The sequence below is a fragment of the Arthrobacter sp. YN genome, from assembly GCF_002224285.1.
Classification (GTDB): Bacteria; Actinomycetota; Actinomycetes; order Actinomycetales; family Micrococcaceae; genus Arthrobacter.
Map to the genome: position 1 here is coordinate 3,868,886 of NZ_CP022436.1, position 14,016 is coordinate 3,882,901.

The window sequence follows — 14,016 nt, forward strand, 5'->3', positions numbered from 1 at the left end:
TCCGTTGACGGATCGCCTGAATTGCCGTCGGCTGCGTCTTGTTGCGCAGCGAGGCTGGGGAACTAGTCAGGAGAGGAGCCGGGATCGAATGAAACCGGCTTTGGATGTTGTTCATCGCTGACCGTCTCCAGGTCAGTGAGGGAATCCGCGGGAACGATCAGTGCACCGTGCAGGAATGCCGCGGCGGGGCTCGGGGGCCCGTTCTGGGAGTTACCCGAGCCGTTGCCTGCGAGTCCGGCCGGCACTGATCCGAGGCCGGCCGGAAGGTCTGCGGGTTCCGTAGGCTCTTGGGCTGACCCAGTTCCAACGGCTTGTACTGAGTTTGCAGAACCCAGCACACGGGCTATGGACAGCACCGGCAACGCCACCGTGGCAGAACCCGAAGCAATGGCACGGGTTGCTGGCACGGTTCCTGCCGCAGCAGGTACCTCGACATCATTTTCGGTAGCAGCCGCCCCCGGCTGTGAACTTACGACGCCGGAACTTGGCAGAGTGCCAACGCCCGGTGTTGGGTCTCCTGACGGCGCTGCCGGAGGTAAGGATCCCACGCCTCCAGGTACAGTCGGCAGAACCGGAGGAAGGACCGAGCCGACCGGCTGCAAGACTTCGTCAACCACGTCAATGATTGGCTGAACGATGGGGTTGGTGACGTCGGTGACTGGAGGAACAACTCCAGCGACGGCGCGGTCCGCGGTTTCCGTCACAGGGACAGCGACTGCCTCCACGACGGTCCCGACATTTCCCCCTACGGCCTCTCCCACATGCGCCACGAGGGGCGTCACTGCCGGAACCGGAACGGAAATCGGCTGTGCCGGCACCACCGCTTTCACGGGTGCGGGCAGGGTAACGTTCGGAACGGGAACGCTGACGGGAGGAGCCGAAGACTGATGGGCCGTTGCTTTTTCAACAGATGACACAGCGGACGTCACTCCGCCAGGAAGCGAGTAGTTTTCGTCAGCTCCGGTGTCGGCACTCGCAGCTGTTGCGGAGAGAGCCATCCAAAGTGCCGTGCCGGCTCCAGCGATCACGACAGAGCGGAGAATGTTGGTAGCGCGCGGGAATGCGCGTGTGCCCTTCATCTCGACACCCCCAGGTAGTCGCGAACCGAACGGTCGCCTTCATCCTAGGACTGGAGTTACCCAATAGTCCATGGTTGGGGGTCAACAAGGTGACAAATTCGTAAGGAACCTTGTTACGAAGGGTAGAACCCGGTCTTTTCAGGCCCGAAATCCGGCGTGGCCAGCGACGCACGACCCTGGGCATTGGTTTCCTGAAGCCTCTTGATGAACCAACGGGACTGCTCAGGGCCGTAGGGAAGGACCGGAATCGCTTTGGTCGCGTCCGAGGGCATGTCACGGATGGACTGTGTGGCCTGCCGGACTGCCGTACCCATGGTGTCTGCCATGGTCTTCACGAACTCGTCACTGGCAGGTTTGCCGTGACCTGGAACCAGGAATTCATAGCGGTGGCGGAGAGCGGAGATGTGCCGCAAGGCATCGGCCCACTCTTCCGGATACGAGTCCTCGAATGACGGATGCGCGCCCTGCTCCACCAAATCGCCAACGTACAGCGTGGTGCTGGTGCCCACTAGGAGGTCGCCGTCGGTGTGGGCCCTTCCAAGGTAGAAGAGCGTGGCAGTGATCCCACCGAGGTCCACCAACACGGGCTGGTCATGGACCAAAGCGTTGGGAACTACGATGTCGACGGCGTCACCCTCCCCCGCTGCCATCTCAGGTTCGTTGGTAGCCACGAAGCGCCGCTGGTTGTCGGCGTCTTTCTCGATGGCCGCCGCACAGTTGGCATGCGCCCAAAACTCCGTGACGCCGTCGTCCGCGAAAACGGCGTTGCCGAAGTAGTGGTCGTAGTGGGCATGGGTGTTCACAACCACCAGAGGAAGCTGGGTCTTCTCGCGCACTGCTGCGAGGATCTCCCGGCCTTGGCGGGGGCCACAGCCGGTGTCGATGACCATAGCGAGTTCGGAGCCCACTACGAGCCCGGTGTTCAGTAGGTACCCCTCGGTTTCCAGGACGTAGTTGTTGGGACCGAGTTCTAGCCAAGCTGACAATTGATTCTCCGTTTACAGTGCAATCCGGCGATGTTCAGGCCTCTACTCTACCCACGGAAAGCTGGGAGGGCGCGGAACCCGGACTATCGCGGCGCACTGATTTACGTGCAGTGCCTCAGAGGATGGCAGTCATGATGTTCCAGCCGGATCCTACCTGGGTGGCATAGATCCAGCCGCCCGAACCGTTGCCGCCGTAGAGAACCAGGTCGCCGTTGCTGGCGCGACCCAAGAGGTCCACGGTGCCATCCCCGTTGAAGTCGCCCGGAGATTCGATGGCGGTCATGATGTTCCAGCCTTGACCGATCTGGCCGGCCGGGAGCCAGCCACCGGAACCATTGCCCGGGTAGAGCAGAAGTGCTCCGGAGCCGTTGCGGGCCACGACATCGGCTTTGCCGTCTCCGTTGAAGTCACCCACGCCCTCAATGGCCGTCATGACATTCCATCCCTGACCGATCTGACGGGCAGGAAGCCAACCACCGGAACCATTACCCGGGTACAGCCACAGGACACCGGCGTTGTCGCGGGCAATCACATCGGCCTTGTAGTCCCCATTGAAATCACCGGGAGCTTCTATGGCAGTCATAACGTTCCAGCCCGAGCCGATTTGGCGGGCAGCAAGCCAACCACCGGAACCGTTGCCCGGGTAGAGCCACAACCGGCCGCTGGAATCGCGTGCCAGAACGTCGGCATTGCCGTCGCCGTCGAAGTCACCGGGAGCCTCGATGGCCGTCATGCCATTCCAGCCCGAACCGATTTGGCGGGCAGCAAGCCAACCGCGGTAGCCGTTGCCTGCATACAGCCACAATCGCCCGCTGGAGTCGCGGGCCAGGACGTCGCTGCGGGAGTCGCCGTCGAAATCGGTGATCTTCCTCCTGTTAACCGGGGCCGTCCCGCCGTAGGTGCTCAGTGCCTTGTTGGCATCGACAAGGCCTGCCCCGCAGCCAGCCGGGCACCCCGCCGGAAGAGGCCTTGAGGTTGCTTTCAATTGCTGCTCTACCTGAGCCGGTGTGAGGCTGCTGCCCTCGGCCGAGATCAGCAATGCTGCCAGCCCAGCCACCTGAGGTGCCGCCATGGAGGTTCCCTGCATCCAGGCGTAGGCAGATCCGGCGCTGGTGGTTTTTCCGAAGTTGAACGTAGACAGGATTCCGTTTTTGGCAGCCTGGCTCATGTCGCCGCCAGGGGCTGTGACGTCCACTGCGCTGCCATAGTTTGAGTACTGCGCACGGGCACCGGAGGCGTTGCTGGCGGCCACGGTGATGACGTTTTCGCAGTTGGCCGGGCTTGCATCGGCAGCGGGACGGTTGGAGTTTCCTGCCGAAACCACAACTACGGCACCGGCGTTGCGGGCGAAATTAATGGCGTTTTGGTAGGTTGCCGAGCAGGGCTTGATACCGCCGAGGCTGAGGTTGATCACGCGGGCCGGGTTGGGGTTGACCGGCGCTCCGGTAACGGTCCCTCCGGCGGCCCAGATGATGGAATCAGCGATGTCAGAGGTGTATCCGCCGCAGTAGCTCATGGCCCTAACGGGCAGGATCTGTGAGTAAGGCGCAACGCCCGTGATGCCCTGTCCGTTGTTGGTAACCGCAGCGATAATCCCGGCGACATGGGTGCCGTGCCACGACGAATTTTGGGCGGGGCTTCCCACCTCGCATACACCGGCCGGCTCCCAGTCACCTTGGTCAGTGGGGTCCGGATCGCGGCCGTCGCCGTCCCGGGCATCCTCGGCGTAGGAGATCATGTCATAACCAGGCAGGACGTTCCCGTCCAGATCCTCGTGCCGGGTTATTCCGCTGTCCACCACCGCAACAACAACGTTCTCGCCCTGGACGTAGTCCCAGGCGCCGGCAGCATTGATGCTGGCAGGACCCTTCAGGTTCCACTGATCCGGGAAGCCGGGGTCAGTGGCATCCGCGGTGGCATGCATGATGTCATCGGGCTCTGCGTAGGCAATGGCGGGATCGGTGCGCAGCGTTTTGACGAAAAGCGCGGACTCCGCAGCGGAAAGCGGCTTATCGAGCTTGATGACATGCCCGCCCGCGGCGTTCTGGCGGGAGGTCTCGGCCACAGCACCGAGCGAGCTCGCCGCTTTGCCGGCAACATCGCGCACTGCTTTGTCGGCGGACTGGGCCGTGGCGTCCTTCATCCCCACAATGAACTGATCTGTGGGAGATTCGGGGGCGGGCTTCAGCACCTGCGGCCCCGCGGGAACAATATCCAGGGTGTCTGCTGCGGCCGGCTGGACTGCCAGGCCACCGCCGATCAGAAGAGTAGTGAGCGCCAGACCTGCAGCTCTCAGGGACCGGATTCGGGAGTCTTTAACCATCAGGGGCATCCTTGGGACGTCGCGACCAACCCTGAGCGGCTGATTGCGGGCAACTGGAGACCACCAGTTGACCCCCAAGGAATTGTAAGCTGACTCCCGGCTTTCCGGTGTAGGAATCGCGGTTTGTTACAGCTTCCGCGAAATCAACCAGCCAAGGCGCCCCGCCCGTCGGAGGAAGGGCCGAGACGGATGAATATCCAACGCTTAAAAGGACTTAGCCGACGCGCTCAAACACCATGGTCGCCTGGATGCGGTCGCCCCCGCCGATCACGCCCTTGCTCCCGCTGCTGGCAGTGGTGATGGTGTGGAGCCGGTATCCCTTTGCGGCTTGATCGTTGATGGCCTTTTCCAGAGAGGGAAGGTTGCCTGAACCGGCGCCCCACATTTTCTCTTTCAGGATCACTTGGAGAACAACGTACTGCTGCATTGCACCACTTCCTTCTGTTGCTGGACGGTTGCGTGCAAGGCTACTCGACGCCGGCAGGGAACCCTTGGGATTCAGCCCAGTTCACGCAGTCCAGCGGTCATTTCACCACCGGCGTCTCCAGTGTTGACGGTACCTTTTGGCTCGAACAGCAGTGCCTGGACCTCGTTTTCAGCCTTGGGGCAGTGCTCGGTTCCTTTAGGGACCACGTAGATGTCATTCGGCCCTAGCTCCACATCGCCGTCGCGGAGTTGAATGGTGAGATTGCCACTGATGACCATGAACAGTTCATCGGTATCAGGATGGGTGTGCCAGACAAACTCCCCCTGGATCTTCACCACTTTCACGTCATAGTCATTGATACTGATCAGCCGGTGCGGCTGCCAATGCTCCGAGATCGAATTAAGGGCGGCATTGATGTTGCGAACGGAATCGGTCATGTTAGTCAGCTCTTTCTTTTGATGTCATCATTCGGGGCGTCGGGCGTTTCACGCATGCATTCGTGCGCCCTTGACGATCCGATCAACAACGTTTCGGGGTCCGCGGAGGGCTATTCCCACGAGATCGAGATCCGGGGCAGCGACGGCCGCCACGGCCGCGCGATTGGCCTCATCGTGGCCCGTGGCAAAGAGGTCACAAAAGATCGTCGCCAAGGACCACCACAACCTTTGTCTCGAAGCGGCCGGTTGCGAGGGAAGGGGAATCAATAACTGTTGAGGAGTTTTCCTGCATGTGTCCCAGCATGGCCGCCAACAGGAGTGGCCGTCTTGTACATTTCTTGCATGGGGAACTCAGTGCAGGCATGGCATCCCGCTGTGCCATACGTGCGCGAGGTGCTGCATGCAACGTTCGAGGATCACAGCTACCCGTCCCACACCCATGAGGACTGGACTGTGCTTCTGATCGACAAAGGTGCAGTGACTTACGACCTTGGACGCACCGAGCATCAGGCAGTTCCCGCCTCAATCACCTTGCTACCCCCGCATGTCCCGCACGACGGTCGGTCCGCCGTCGGGGGTGAATCATTCCGTAAGCGAGTCCTGTATCTGAGCGAGGACTGGCTGCCTGCCAAGGCAGCGGAGGCAGCAGTGGCGCAGCCACTGCTGCTGGATCCGCGGACGGTGGCAACCGTGACCGGCATCCACACGGCGCTCACCTCGCCGGCGGATGCGATGGAGGCAGAATGCGGCGTTCTGGCTCTCCGCGAATCCGTGCGTTCACACTTGGGAACGCCTGCGTCGCCGGTGCGGGACGCTCCCCTGGCCCGCCAGCTGCGCGAGATGCTGGATGACCGCCTGTTTGAGTCCTTCACCATCGCCGAAGCGGCTCAATTGCTGGGTGCGCATCCGAGCCACTTGGTGCGGGCCTTCTCCAAGGCTTACGGCATCGCCCCCTACCGCTACGTCACGGGGCGCCGCGTGGACCGCGCCCGACGCCTGCTTCTCGACGGCCGCCCGGCCTCCGAGGCGGCGGTTGAGGCGGGCTTTCACGATCAGTCGCACCTCACCAGGCATTTCCGGCGCGTTCTGGGTACAACGCCGGGAGCATTCACCGCCTGACGGTCTCCGATCAGGAGCGCAAAAGCGATCGGCGTCGGGCGATACTTGACTCTGACACTGTGGAAGGCGAGAGAACTGAGACATGTTATCCATCGGAGCTTTCGCGCAGATCGGGCAGGTGACCCACCGGATGCTGCGGCATTGGGACACCGCAGGTCTGCTCGTGCCAGCCCACGTTGACGAGTTCAGCGGTTACCGATCCTATGATCCCTCCCAGCTTGAGCGTCTCCATCGAATCGTTGCACTGCGCCAGCTCGGTTTCGGCCTTAACGACATTTCGTCGATTCTTGACCAGGGCGTCGAGGCCGATCGCATCGCAGCTCTGTTGCGGATTCGCCGCGCAGAGGTTGAGCAGGAACACCGGATCGCTGCTGGCCGCCTCGTCGACGTGCAACGGCGGCTCCATCTCATCGAGAAAGAGAACCACATGTCCCAGATCGAGATCATTGAGAAGCCTTTGCCCGCTGTCCGCCTCGCAGCCCGCCGCGCGGTCGTAGCAGACCAACCTGAGGTCGCAAGTGTCGTGGGTCCCTCCTTTGACTCCGTTTCCCAGATCATCGGCGGTGAGCGTGGAACTCTAGAGACGCCAGTCGCGCTGTACGAGACGGTTGACGACGGCCTGCAAATCATCGCCGGTTACGCCTACACGGGACCCGCCCGCGACGGCTTCGAGATCATCGAGCTGCCCGCTGTTGAAAATGCCGTTTGCGGCGTCCATCTCGGCTCCATGGAGCACATTGCAGAAAGCTGGCAAGCGCTCCACGCTGAGATCTTCGCCCGAGGGCTTGTCCACTCAGGGCCGTGCCGCGAACTTTACGTCCGAGCGATTTCAGAGGATCAATCCGACTGGGTGACCGAGCTGCAGCAGCCTGTTCGGCGGGACTAAGCATCCCTGGGTTCCTATAACGGTGTCTGGAAGCTTAGGTTTTCGGGCACCCCCAGGCCACTGCCCGCCGCCCCAGCGTTCCAGCGCAACGATGGCCTCGCGCAAGGCGAGCCCTTTATCGGTCAGCGCGTAGGCCCGGGTGTTGTGCCGGAGTGGCAGTCGGGAAAGTACGCCGGCGGCCTCAAGCTCGCGCAGGCGCGTCGCGAGCATGTTGGTCGGCACTCCCAAGTCACGCTGCAGATCGCCGTAACGCTGTGGTCCGTCGAGCAGCCGCTCCACGATAAGCAGGGCCCACCGTGCTCCGACGACGTCGAGGGCCGCGGCGAGGTTGCTCACGCAGTCGGATCAGCGTCCGGCTTCATCCAAAACGGTGAGTAGTGGTAGCCGTCGGGGTCATCGAACTGGCGCTGGTACATGAACGGGTAGTCGTCGGTGTCACCAATCCGCCCGCCGGCGGCACCTGCGCGTTCGATGAGTTTGTCCACCGCTTCGCGACTGCCGAGGTCGAATGAAACTGTAACTTTCGAGGGGGTGTCGGGTCCGCCGACCAGTTCCTCGGCGCCGCCGACGCTCGCGTACATCTCGCGGCTGCCGAGCATGACGTACTGCTCAGGCGCGATCGCAAAGCATGACACGTTGTGATCGGACATCTCGGTATTTAGAGTCCAGCCGAGGGCGGAATAAAAGGCGGTCGCGCGCTGGACACTCTCAACTGGGCAGGTGATGAAAAGGCTCATGCGGCCCATACTTGCAAAATGCAAGTGCGGCGTCAAGACCCGGGTAAAGCGAACCTGACACGGCAGGTGCACTCCCTACCGAACCCGCCGGTGAACCGCGAACCGGACAGCCATCAATGCAACAGGGTTTGGATCTTCTTCAGATTTGCAAGCCATGCCACATAGTCCTCGTCGTCTTCACCGAGTTCCGCCCACACATCGTGCCCATCAGCCTCGGGGTCCTCGATGATGTCCTGGATGGCATTCGCAGCGCTCAGCTTCAGAGCCGAGGGCGGAGTAGGCCTGCCAGCAGCCCACTCGGCCACATGAGGATGAACCTCTATGCCGCTGTTGCCACTCAGGAGGGCCAATACAGCACCGGCGGCAACGATGCTCTCCGTGGAACCAACCGCAAGTGTTTCCTGAATGAAGGGAAAGACCTCCGGCGCTTCCTTCAGATCACCAAACCAATCGAGGGCATCGTCATTGCCGAAACTTCCCGTTGACCAAGCACCCATTCCGAACTCCTCTCGTTGTGTATTCATCATGTCTGAAACGTCCGCCGAAGGAGGTTTTTGGTTGAGCTTCATTCCACGACACTGCTTCTGCAAGAAGAATTGGGCTCGCCGGGCCCTAGGCATGGATTCAGCGTCCACCCACCCAGCGGGCAACCCGGAATGGGAGGCCCGCCTGTGGTCGGATACCGAGGAACTGCCCGGCATGTGAGAGCGCATCCCGCCCAAACCCGAGGGATGTGAAAGAAGGTCCCGTCCAAGCCCGCGGGATGTGAGAGAGCCTGCGGGGTGCTACATGTCCGCGAGCGCTCCACCCGGGTTCTCGATGGCGTCAGCAACGTACCGGAGGAAGCCGGCCGCGGTTTCGCCGTCGCACACGCGGTGGTCGAAAGCCAAGGTCAGTTCGGTGACCTTGCGGACGGCGAGCTCGCCATTGACTACCCAGGGCTTGTCGATGATGCGGCCCACGCCGAGCATCGCAACCTCGGGGTAGTTGATGATCGCGGCGGAGCCGTCCACACCGAACACGCCGTAGTTGTTCAGCGTGAAGGTGCCTGAGCCCAGTTCAGTGGGGGTCGCCTTTCCGTCACGTGCGACGGCGGTGAGTCGACGGATCTCTGCGTCCAGTTCGCGGGCACTCAACTCGTGCGCGTTCCGTACAGAAGGAACCACAAGGCCCCGGTCCGTCTGCGCGGCGAAGCCGAGGTTGATGCCGTCGAACCCAACGATCTCCTGCGAGCCGTCCGACGCAGTTTCAAAGCGCGTGTTCAGGGCCGGGTATTTTTTTAACCCAGCCGTGACAAAACGGGCAATGAAGGCCAGCAGACCAGGGGTATCGTGCGGTGCGCGCTTTTTGAGCTCGGCCCGCATCTCCAGCAACGCGGTAGCGTCCACGTCAACCCAAACCGTGGCTTCGGGGATCTCCGATCGGCTGCGGGTCATGTTCGCAGCAACAGCCTTGCGGACACCACGAACCGGCGTTCGCGCCAACACAGGCAGACCAGTCCGGCTATCAACGGCACCCGCATCAGCAGGTGCGGCAACGGGTGCGGCCTCCGGAGCGGGTGCAGAAGGAGCAGCAACAGAAGGCGCCGTAATAGCAGCCTCTACGTCCCGCCGCATGATCAGCCCACTGGCACCCGAACCCTCAATCGCTTCAAGGGAAACACCGTGGTCGCGCGCCATCTTCCGAACGAGCGGTGAGATCACTGCACTGAGCTTGCCAGGGATCCGCGTCCCCGCCACAGCAGGCTCCATCACCGGCTCAGCCACTGAAACAGCAGAAGCAGAAGAACCGACGCCGGCACCCGCCTTCCGCGGACGCGTCCGGCCCCCGGTAGCTCCGCCGGGCGTACCGTATCCAATCAGTACGTTGCCGGAGCCGGCCTTCTCTTCAGTCCGGTAGGTCTCAGCAGCAGCTTCCACGGCCGACGAAACGTCAAGACCCGAGGACACCGGCGAAGGATCAACAGAACCAGCCGGAGCAGGAACAGGAGCGGCAGCGGGCGCAGCCGCCGAAGAACCAGCGCGAGCAATCGAGATCAGCGGCTTGCCGACGTCGAGCGTTTGACCGGCCTCGCCGTGCAGCTCGGCAACCGTGCCGGCGTAAGGCGAGGGCACCTCCACCATGGACTTCGCGGTCTCAACCTCGGCGATGGGCTGGTCAACCACAATCTCGTCACCCACGGCAACGAGCCAGTTCACCAGTTCGGCCTCGGTGAGGCCCTCCCCCAGGTCGGGCAGTTTGAAAACCTGCATATCTGAGCTCATGGTCAGTCCTCCCATTGAAGGTCGTCGACGGCGTCGAGGATGCGGTCGACGCTTGGCAGGTAGTAGTGCTCCAGCTTGGGAGACGGGAACGGGACGTCGAAGCCGGTCACTCGCAGGATCGGGGCGGCGAGGTAGTGGAACGCACGTTCCTGGACGCGGGCCACGATCTCGGAAGACACGGACGCGAATCCATGGGCTTCGGCGATCACGACGGCGCGTCCCGTCTTGCGCACGGACGCGCAGACAGTCTCGTCGTCGAAGGGGACGAGAGTGCGGACGTCGATGACTTCCAGCGAGCGTCCTTCTTCTGCGGCGGCCGCTGCTGCGGCGAGCGCGGTGGGGACGGACGGGCCGTAGGCGATGAGCGTCGCGTCCGTACCGGGACGGGCAACAGCCGCGCGGCCCTCGGTGGAGGTACCGGCGTCGTGTTCTGCTCGCAGGGCGCCCAAGTCCACCTGGTCCTTGGACCAGTAGAGCTTCTTGGGTTCCATGAACATCACGGGGTCATCGGAGTCGATGGCTTCGCGGAGCATTCGGTAGCCATCGGCAACGGTGGCCGGGGTGTAGACCTTGAGGCCGGCGGTGTGGGCGTAGTAGGACTCGGAGGAGTCGCAGTGGTGCTCCACTCCCCCGATTCCGCCGGCGTAGGGAACACGGATGACCATGGGCATTTTGAGTTTGCCCTTGGTCCGGTTGTGCATTTTGGCGACGTGGCTGACGATCTGCTCGAAGGCGGGGTAGGCGAAAGCGTCGAACTGCATTTCGATGACGGGCCGCATGCCGTTGATGGCCATGCCCACTGCCATGCCGACGATGCCGGACTCGGCCAGCGGGGTGTCGAAGCAGCGTTGTTCGCCGAATTCGGCCATGAGGCCGTCGGTGATGCGGAAGACGCCTCCCAGCATTCCGACGTCTTCGCCGAATACCAAGACGGAGGGGTCGGAGCGCATGGCGTCTGCCATGGCGGTGTTGAGCGCTTTGGCCATGGTGAGGCTCTGCGGGCCGGTGGCTTCGGCAGTGGCCGCGGCGGACGCGGCGGCGCTGGCGGTGGCGGCGCTGACGTTGGCTGTGGTGGTGCCGTTGGCAGTGGTGGTGACGGTCATTTTGCGCTCTCCTCTCGGGCGAGTTCGCTGGCCAGCAGCTCGGACTGTTCTTTCAGCTGCGGCGTTTGCTTGTCGAAGACGTACTTGAAGAGGTCCAGCGGCTGGACGGGGACGTCCTCACCCAGGCCTTCGCGGAGCTGGGTGGCCACGGCCTCGGCGTGCTCAGCGATCTTGTTGCTCGCCTCGTCGTCGAGGAGACCCTTGTCCGTGAGGTACGACTTCATGCGAGCCAGCGGATCCTTCGCCTGCCATTCGGCAACTTCGCTGTCCGGACGGTAGCGGGTGGCGTCGTCGGCGTTGGTGTGGGCCTGCATGCGGTAGGTGTGGGCCTCGATCAGCAGCGGGCCGGATCCTTCGCGGGCCAGCTTCACTGCGCGGTCCATGACTGCGAGCAGCGCGACAAGGTCGTTGCCGTCAACGCGCTCACCGGCCATGCCGTAGCCAACGGCCTTATGGGCCAGCGACGGCGCCACGGACTGGTGGCTGAGCGGTACGGAGATGGCGTACTTGTTGTTCTGCACGAAGAAGATGACGGGCAGGTGGAAGACGGCGGCGAAGTTCAGGGCCTCGTGGAAGTCGCCTTCGCTGGTAGCTCCGTCACCGCACATAGCCATGACTACCGTGTCTTCACCGCGCAGCTTGGCAGCATGCGCGACGCCCACGGCGTGCAGCAGCTGGGTGGTCAACGGCGTGCACTGGATGCCCACGTTGTGCTCTTTGGGGTCGTACCCGCCGTGCCAATCGCCGCGGAAGATGGTCATCACCTCAACGGGGTCCACCCCGCGGGTCATGACGGCGACAGCGTCACGGTAAGTGGGGAACAGCCAGTCGCCTTCGCTGAGGCACATGGCAGCTGCAACCTGGCAGGCCTCCTGGCCGTGGCTTGAGGGGTAGACGGCCATGCGGCCCTGCCGGACGAGCGCGGAGTTCTGGTCGTTGACCCTCCGGCCCACTACCAGTTGCTCGTAGGCGGCCATCAGCTCGGCGTCGCCGGGGGTGGGGTATTCGTGGCCGGGTTCGGTGCCTTGCTCATCATGGGAGCGGAGGGTGCCGTCCGGGTTAACCATCTGGATCTGGTGCCGGGCGGGAAGCATGTAGTCCTCAACGCTGATGCCGAATTTTGTCCGAACGTCAGCAGCTTGGTCCTCTACAGCCGTTTCCGGCGCAGTGTGGTCTGCGTGGATCGTCATTGGTCCGTCCTTCTCTAGCCACTATGTGCTTCCAGTATGTTCCAGCTAGATGTTTCGTATCCAGCTTTCGGCTGGATCATGGAAGCCCTTTCCTGGAATGGGTATTCTGAAAGACGAATTGCAATTGTGAGCTGGGTAACGTGCCCGTGCTGTAGACGAATTGGAGAGCCAGTGAGCGAGGCCGAGGCGGAGCAGACCGCCGTACCGCTGGACAGCGTGGACCAGGACATCATCCGGGAGCTGACCACCGACGGGCGCATGTCCGTCACCCAAGTGGCCGAGAACGTGCACATCAGCCGCGCCCACGCCTATACAAGGATCGCCCGCCTCACGGGCGAAGGTGTGTTGACCAAGTTCACGGCCCTGGTGGATCCCATCAAAGCCGGCCTTCGGTCATCGGCCTACGTGACGTTGAAAGTTCAGCAGCACTCGTGGCGCGAACTCAAGGAACAGCTGCGCGCGATCCCGGAGATCCACCACATCGCTCTGGTAGGCGGAGACTTCGACGTCATCCTTTTGGTCCGGGCAACGGACAACATCCACCTCCGGCGTGTGATCTTCGACCAGTTGCAGTCCATGGACGGAGTGCAGGATACCCAGACTTTCCTTGTCTTTGAGGACGTTGATACCCGGTAAGGCCCCTGGACGGTCCATTGCTGGGAGGAAGCACCCATTTCCGAACCTTAGACTGTCCCCGTGCCCCTCAAGACTGCCTCCGCCACCCGCGCCATTGGCGTGTTTGTGGTGGCGTGTCTTTTGGCGGCGCTGTTCTGGATGATCGCGGCCTTTCAGTTCTTCTACGACCCTCCACAGGCCACGCCTCACCGCACGGATGCGATTGTGGTGTTGGGCGGTATGAGCAAGGAGCGGCTGCCCGTGGCCCAGAAACTGCGAAAGAAACTGGATATCCCCGTCCTTGTGGTCTCGACGACTGGTTTGGCCGGCAACGCGGAGGGTGACGCACTGTGCGATGAGGACCAGGGTGATTCCGACCTGGTGTGCTTCCGTCCTTCGCCGCTGAATACAAGAGGTGAGGCTGAGGCATTGCGCGGGTTGATTGCCGACCATGGCTGGAAGTCCGTGACTGTGGTGACTTCTGAGTATCACGTGATTCGGGCAGGCACTCTGATTGAGCAATGCACTTCGGCGGAAGTGCAGATGGTTGGGTCGCAACCGGACCTCTCAGCGGGAGCTTGGCTGGACCGGTTTGTGGTGGAAACAGGTGGGTTGATCGACACGTGGATGCGACCGGAGTGCTCGAGTAGTTAGAGCCGGGTCCACCGACTTGGCTGTTGTGACAAATCCAGTAACTCCATATCGATCGCTGTCGGCTTCGGAGTCAAAGCACTTCATACGTTTTGCAAACTTTTTGGCTACATGAAGGTTCTGGTCAAGCTATTGAGTTTTGGGGAGGCAGCGCCCCATCCTTTTGCCATAGGTCCAAGGTCTCACCCTACGAGCCCAA

The 14,016-nt window shown here is 62.3% G+C and carries 15 protein-coding genes and 2 pseudogenes; 5 read left to right on the plus strand and 12 right to left on the minus strand.

Annotated elements, in window-relative coordinates:
- Positions 1-62: 62 nt before the first annotated feature.
- The 6 genes from CGK93_RS17740 to CGK93_RS24205 all read right to left on the minus strand — a co-directional run bounded on the left by CGK93_RS17740 (position 63) and on the right by CGK93_RS24205 (position 5,465).
- Positions 63-1,079, minus strand: a complete 1,017-nt coding sequence (locus tag CGK93_RS17740) for a hypothetical protein (protein WP_089595954.1) — start codon at positions 1,077-1,079, stop codon at positions 63-65.
- 113 nt (positions 1,080-1,192) lie between these two features.
- A complete protein-coding gene (locus tag CGK93_RS17745; RefSeq protein ID WP_232481372.1) occupies positions 1,193-2,065 on the minus strand; it encodes an MBL fold metallo-hydrolase in 873 nt (290 codons plus the stop codon).
- Positions 2,066-2,180: 115 nt separating this feature from the next.
- Complete coding sequence (locus tag CGK93_RS17750) at positions 2,181-4,388, minus strand: S8 family serine peptidase (RefSeq protein ID WP_232481373.1); 2,208 nt, start codon at positions 4,386-4,388, stop codon at positions 2,181-2,183.
- Between the two features lie 214 nt (positions 4,389-4,602).
- Positions 4,603-4,815, minus strand: a complete 213-nt coding sequence (locus tag CGK93_RS17755) for a DUF4177 domain-containing protein (RefSeq protein ID WP_024817767.1) — start codon at positions 4,813-4,815, stop codon at positions 4,603-4,605.
- A 71-nt stretch (positions 4,816-4,886) separates the two neighbouring features.
- The gene (locus CGK93_RS17760) at positions 4,887-5,252 is read right to left on the minus strand and encodes a cupin domain-containing protein (RefSeq protein WP_089595956.1); all 366 of its coding nucleotides are present in this window, start codon (positions 5,250-5,252) and stop codon (positions 4,887-4,889) included.
- Between the two features lie 48 nt (positions 5,253-5,300).
- Positions 5,301-5,465, minus strand: a complete 165-nt coding sequence (locus CGK93_RS24205) for a DUF2000 family protein (protein WP_232481374.1) — start codon at positions 5,463-5,465, stop codon at positions 5,301-5,303.
- Positions 5,466-5,594: 129 nt separating this feature from the next.
- On the opposite strand from CGK93_RS24205, the gene CGK93_RS17770 reads away from it, so the two are divergent.
- The 3 genes and pseudogenes from CGK93_RS17770 (at position 5,595) to CGK93_RS24215 (ending at position 7,257) form a co-directional block, all read left to right on the plus strand.
- Positions 5,595-6,371: an AraC family transcriptional regulator gene (locus CGK93_RS17770; RefSeq protein WP_232481375.1), complete on the plus strand. Its 777-nt coding sequence runs from the start codon at positions 5,595-5,597 to the stop codon at positions 6,369-6,371.
- A gap of 130 nt (positions 6,372-6,501) precedes the next feature.
- Positions 6,502-6,606 (plus strand): annotated as a pseudogene (locus tag CGK93_RS24210) (MerR family transcriptional regulator); the annotation flags it as partial.
- A gap of 192 nt (positions 6,607-6,798) precedes the next feature.
- Entirely contained in the window at positions 6,799-7,257 is a 459-nt protein-coding gene (locus CGK93_RS24215) for a GyrI-like domain-containing protein (protein ID WP_232481684.1), read from the plus strand.
- A 66-nt stretch (positions 7,258-7,323) separates the two neighbouring features.
- Here the strand turns inward: CGK93_RS24215 and CGK93_RS17780 are convergent.
- The 6 genes and pseudogenes from CGK93_RS17780 to pdhA all read right to left on the minus strand — a co-directional run.
- Positions 7,324-7,593, minus strand: a pseudogene (locus CGK93_RS17780) (winged helix-turn-helix transcriptional regulator); the annotation flags it as partial.
- Positions 7,590-7,994, minus strand: a complete 405-nt coding sequence (locus CGK93_RS17785; protein ID WP_089597552.1) for a VOC family protein — start codon at positions 7,992-7,994, stop codon at positions 7,590-7,592. The gene CGK93_RS17785 and the pseudogene CGK93_RS17780, both read right to left, overlap by 4 nt.
- A gap of 113 nt (positions 7,995-8,107) precedes the next feature.
- Positions 8,108-8,491 (minus strand): DUF4259 domain-containing protein, encoded by a 384-nt coding sequence (locus CGK93_RS17790; protein ID WP_089595959.1) that lies wholly within the window; start codon positions 8,489-8,491, stop codon positions 8,108-8,110.
- 288 nt (positions 8,492-8,779) lie between these two features.
- On the minus strand, positions 8,780-10,258 hold the full coding sequence (locus CGK93_RS17795) for a dihydrolipoamide acetyltransferase family protein (protein ID WP_232481376.1): 1,479 nt from the start codon (positions 10,256-10,258) through the stop codon (positions 8,780-8,782).
- 2 nt (positions 10,259-10,260) lie between these two features.
- Complete coding sequence (locus tag CGK93_RS17800; protein ID WP_089595961.1) at positions 10,261-11,361, minus strand: alpha-ketoacid dehydrogenase subunit beta; 1,101 nt, start codon at positions 11,359-11,361, stop codon at positions 10,261-10,263.
- Positions 11,358-12,551, minus strand: coding sequence for a pyruvate dehydrogenase (acetyl-transferring) E1 component subunit alpha (gene pdhA, locus CGK93_RS17805; RefSeq protein ID WP_089595962.1), 1,194 nt, complete (start codon positions 12,549-12,551; stop codon positions 11,358-11,360). Before pdhA ends, CGK93_RS17800 begins: the two co-directional genes overlap by 4 nt.
- A gap of 171 nt (positions 12,552-12,722) precedes the next feature.
- Between pdhA and CGK93_RS17810 the strand changes: the two genes are divergently transcribed.
- Positions 12,723-13,187: an Lrp/AsnC family transcriptional regulator gene (locus CGK93_RS17810; protein WP_089595963.1), complete on the plus strand. Its 465-nt coding sequence runs from the start codon at positions 12,723-12,725 to the stop codon at positions 13,185-13,187.
- Between the two features lie 60 nt (positions 13,188-13,247).
- On the plus strand, positions 13,248-13,820 hold the full coding sequence (locus CGK93_RS17815) for a YdcF family protein (RefSeq protein WP_232481377.1): 573 nt from the start codon (positions 13,248-13,250) through the stop codon (positions 13,818-13,820).
- Positions 13,821-14,016: the final 196 nt, after the last annotated feature.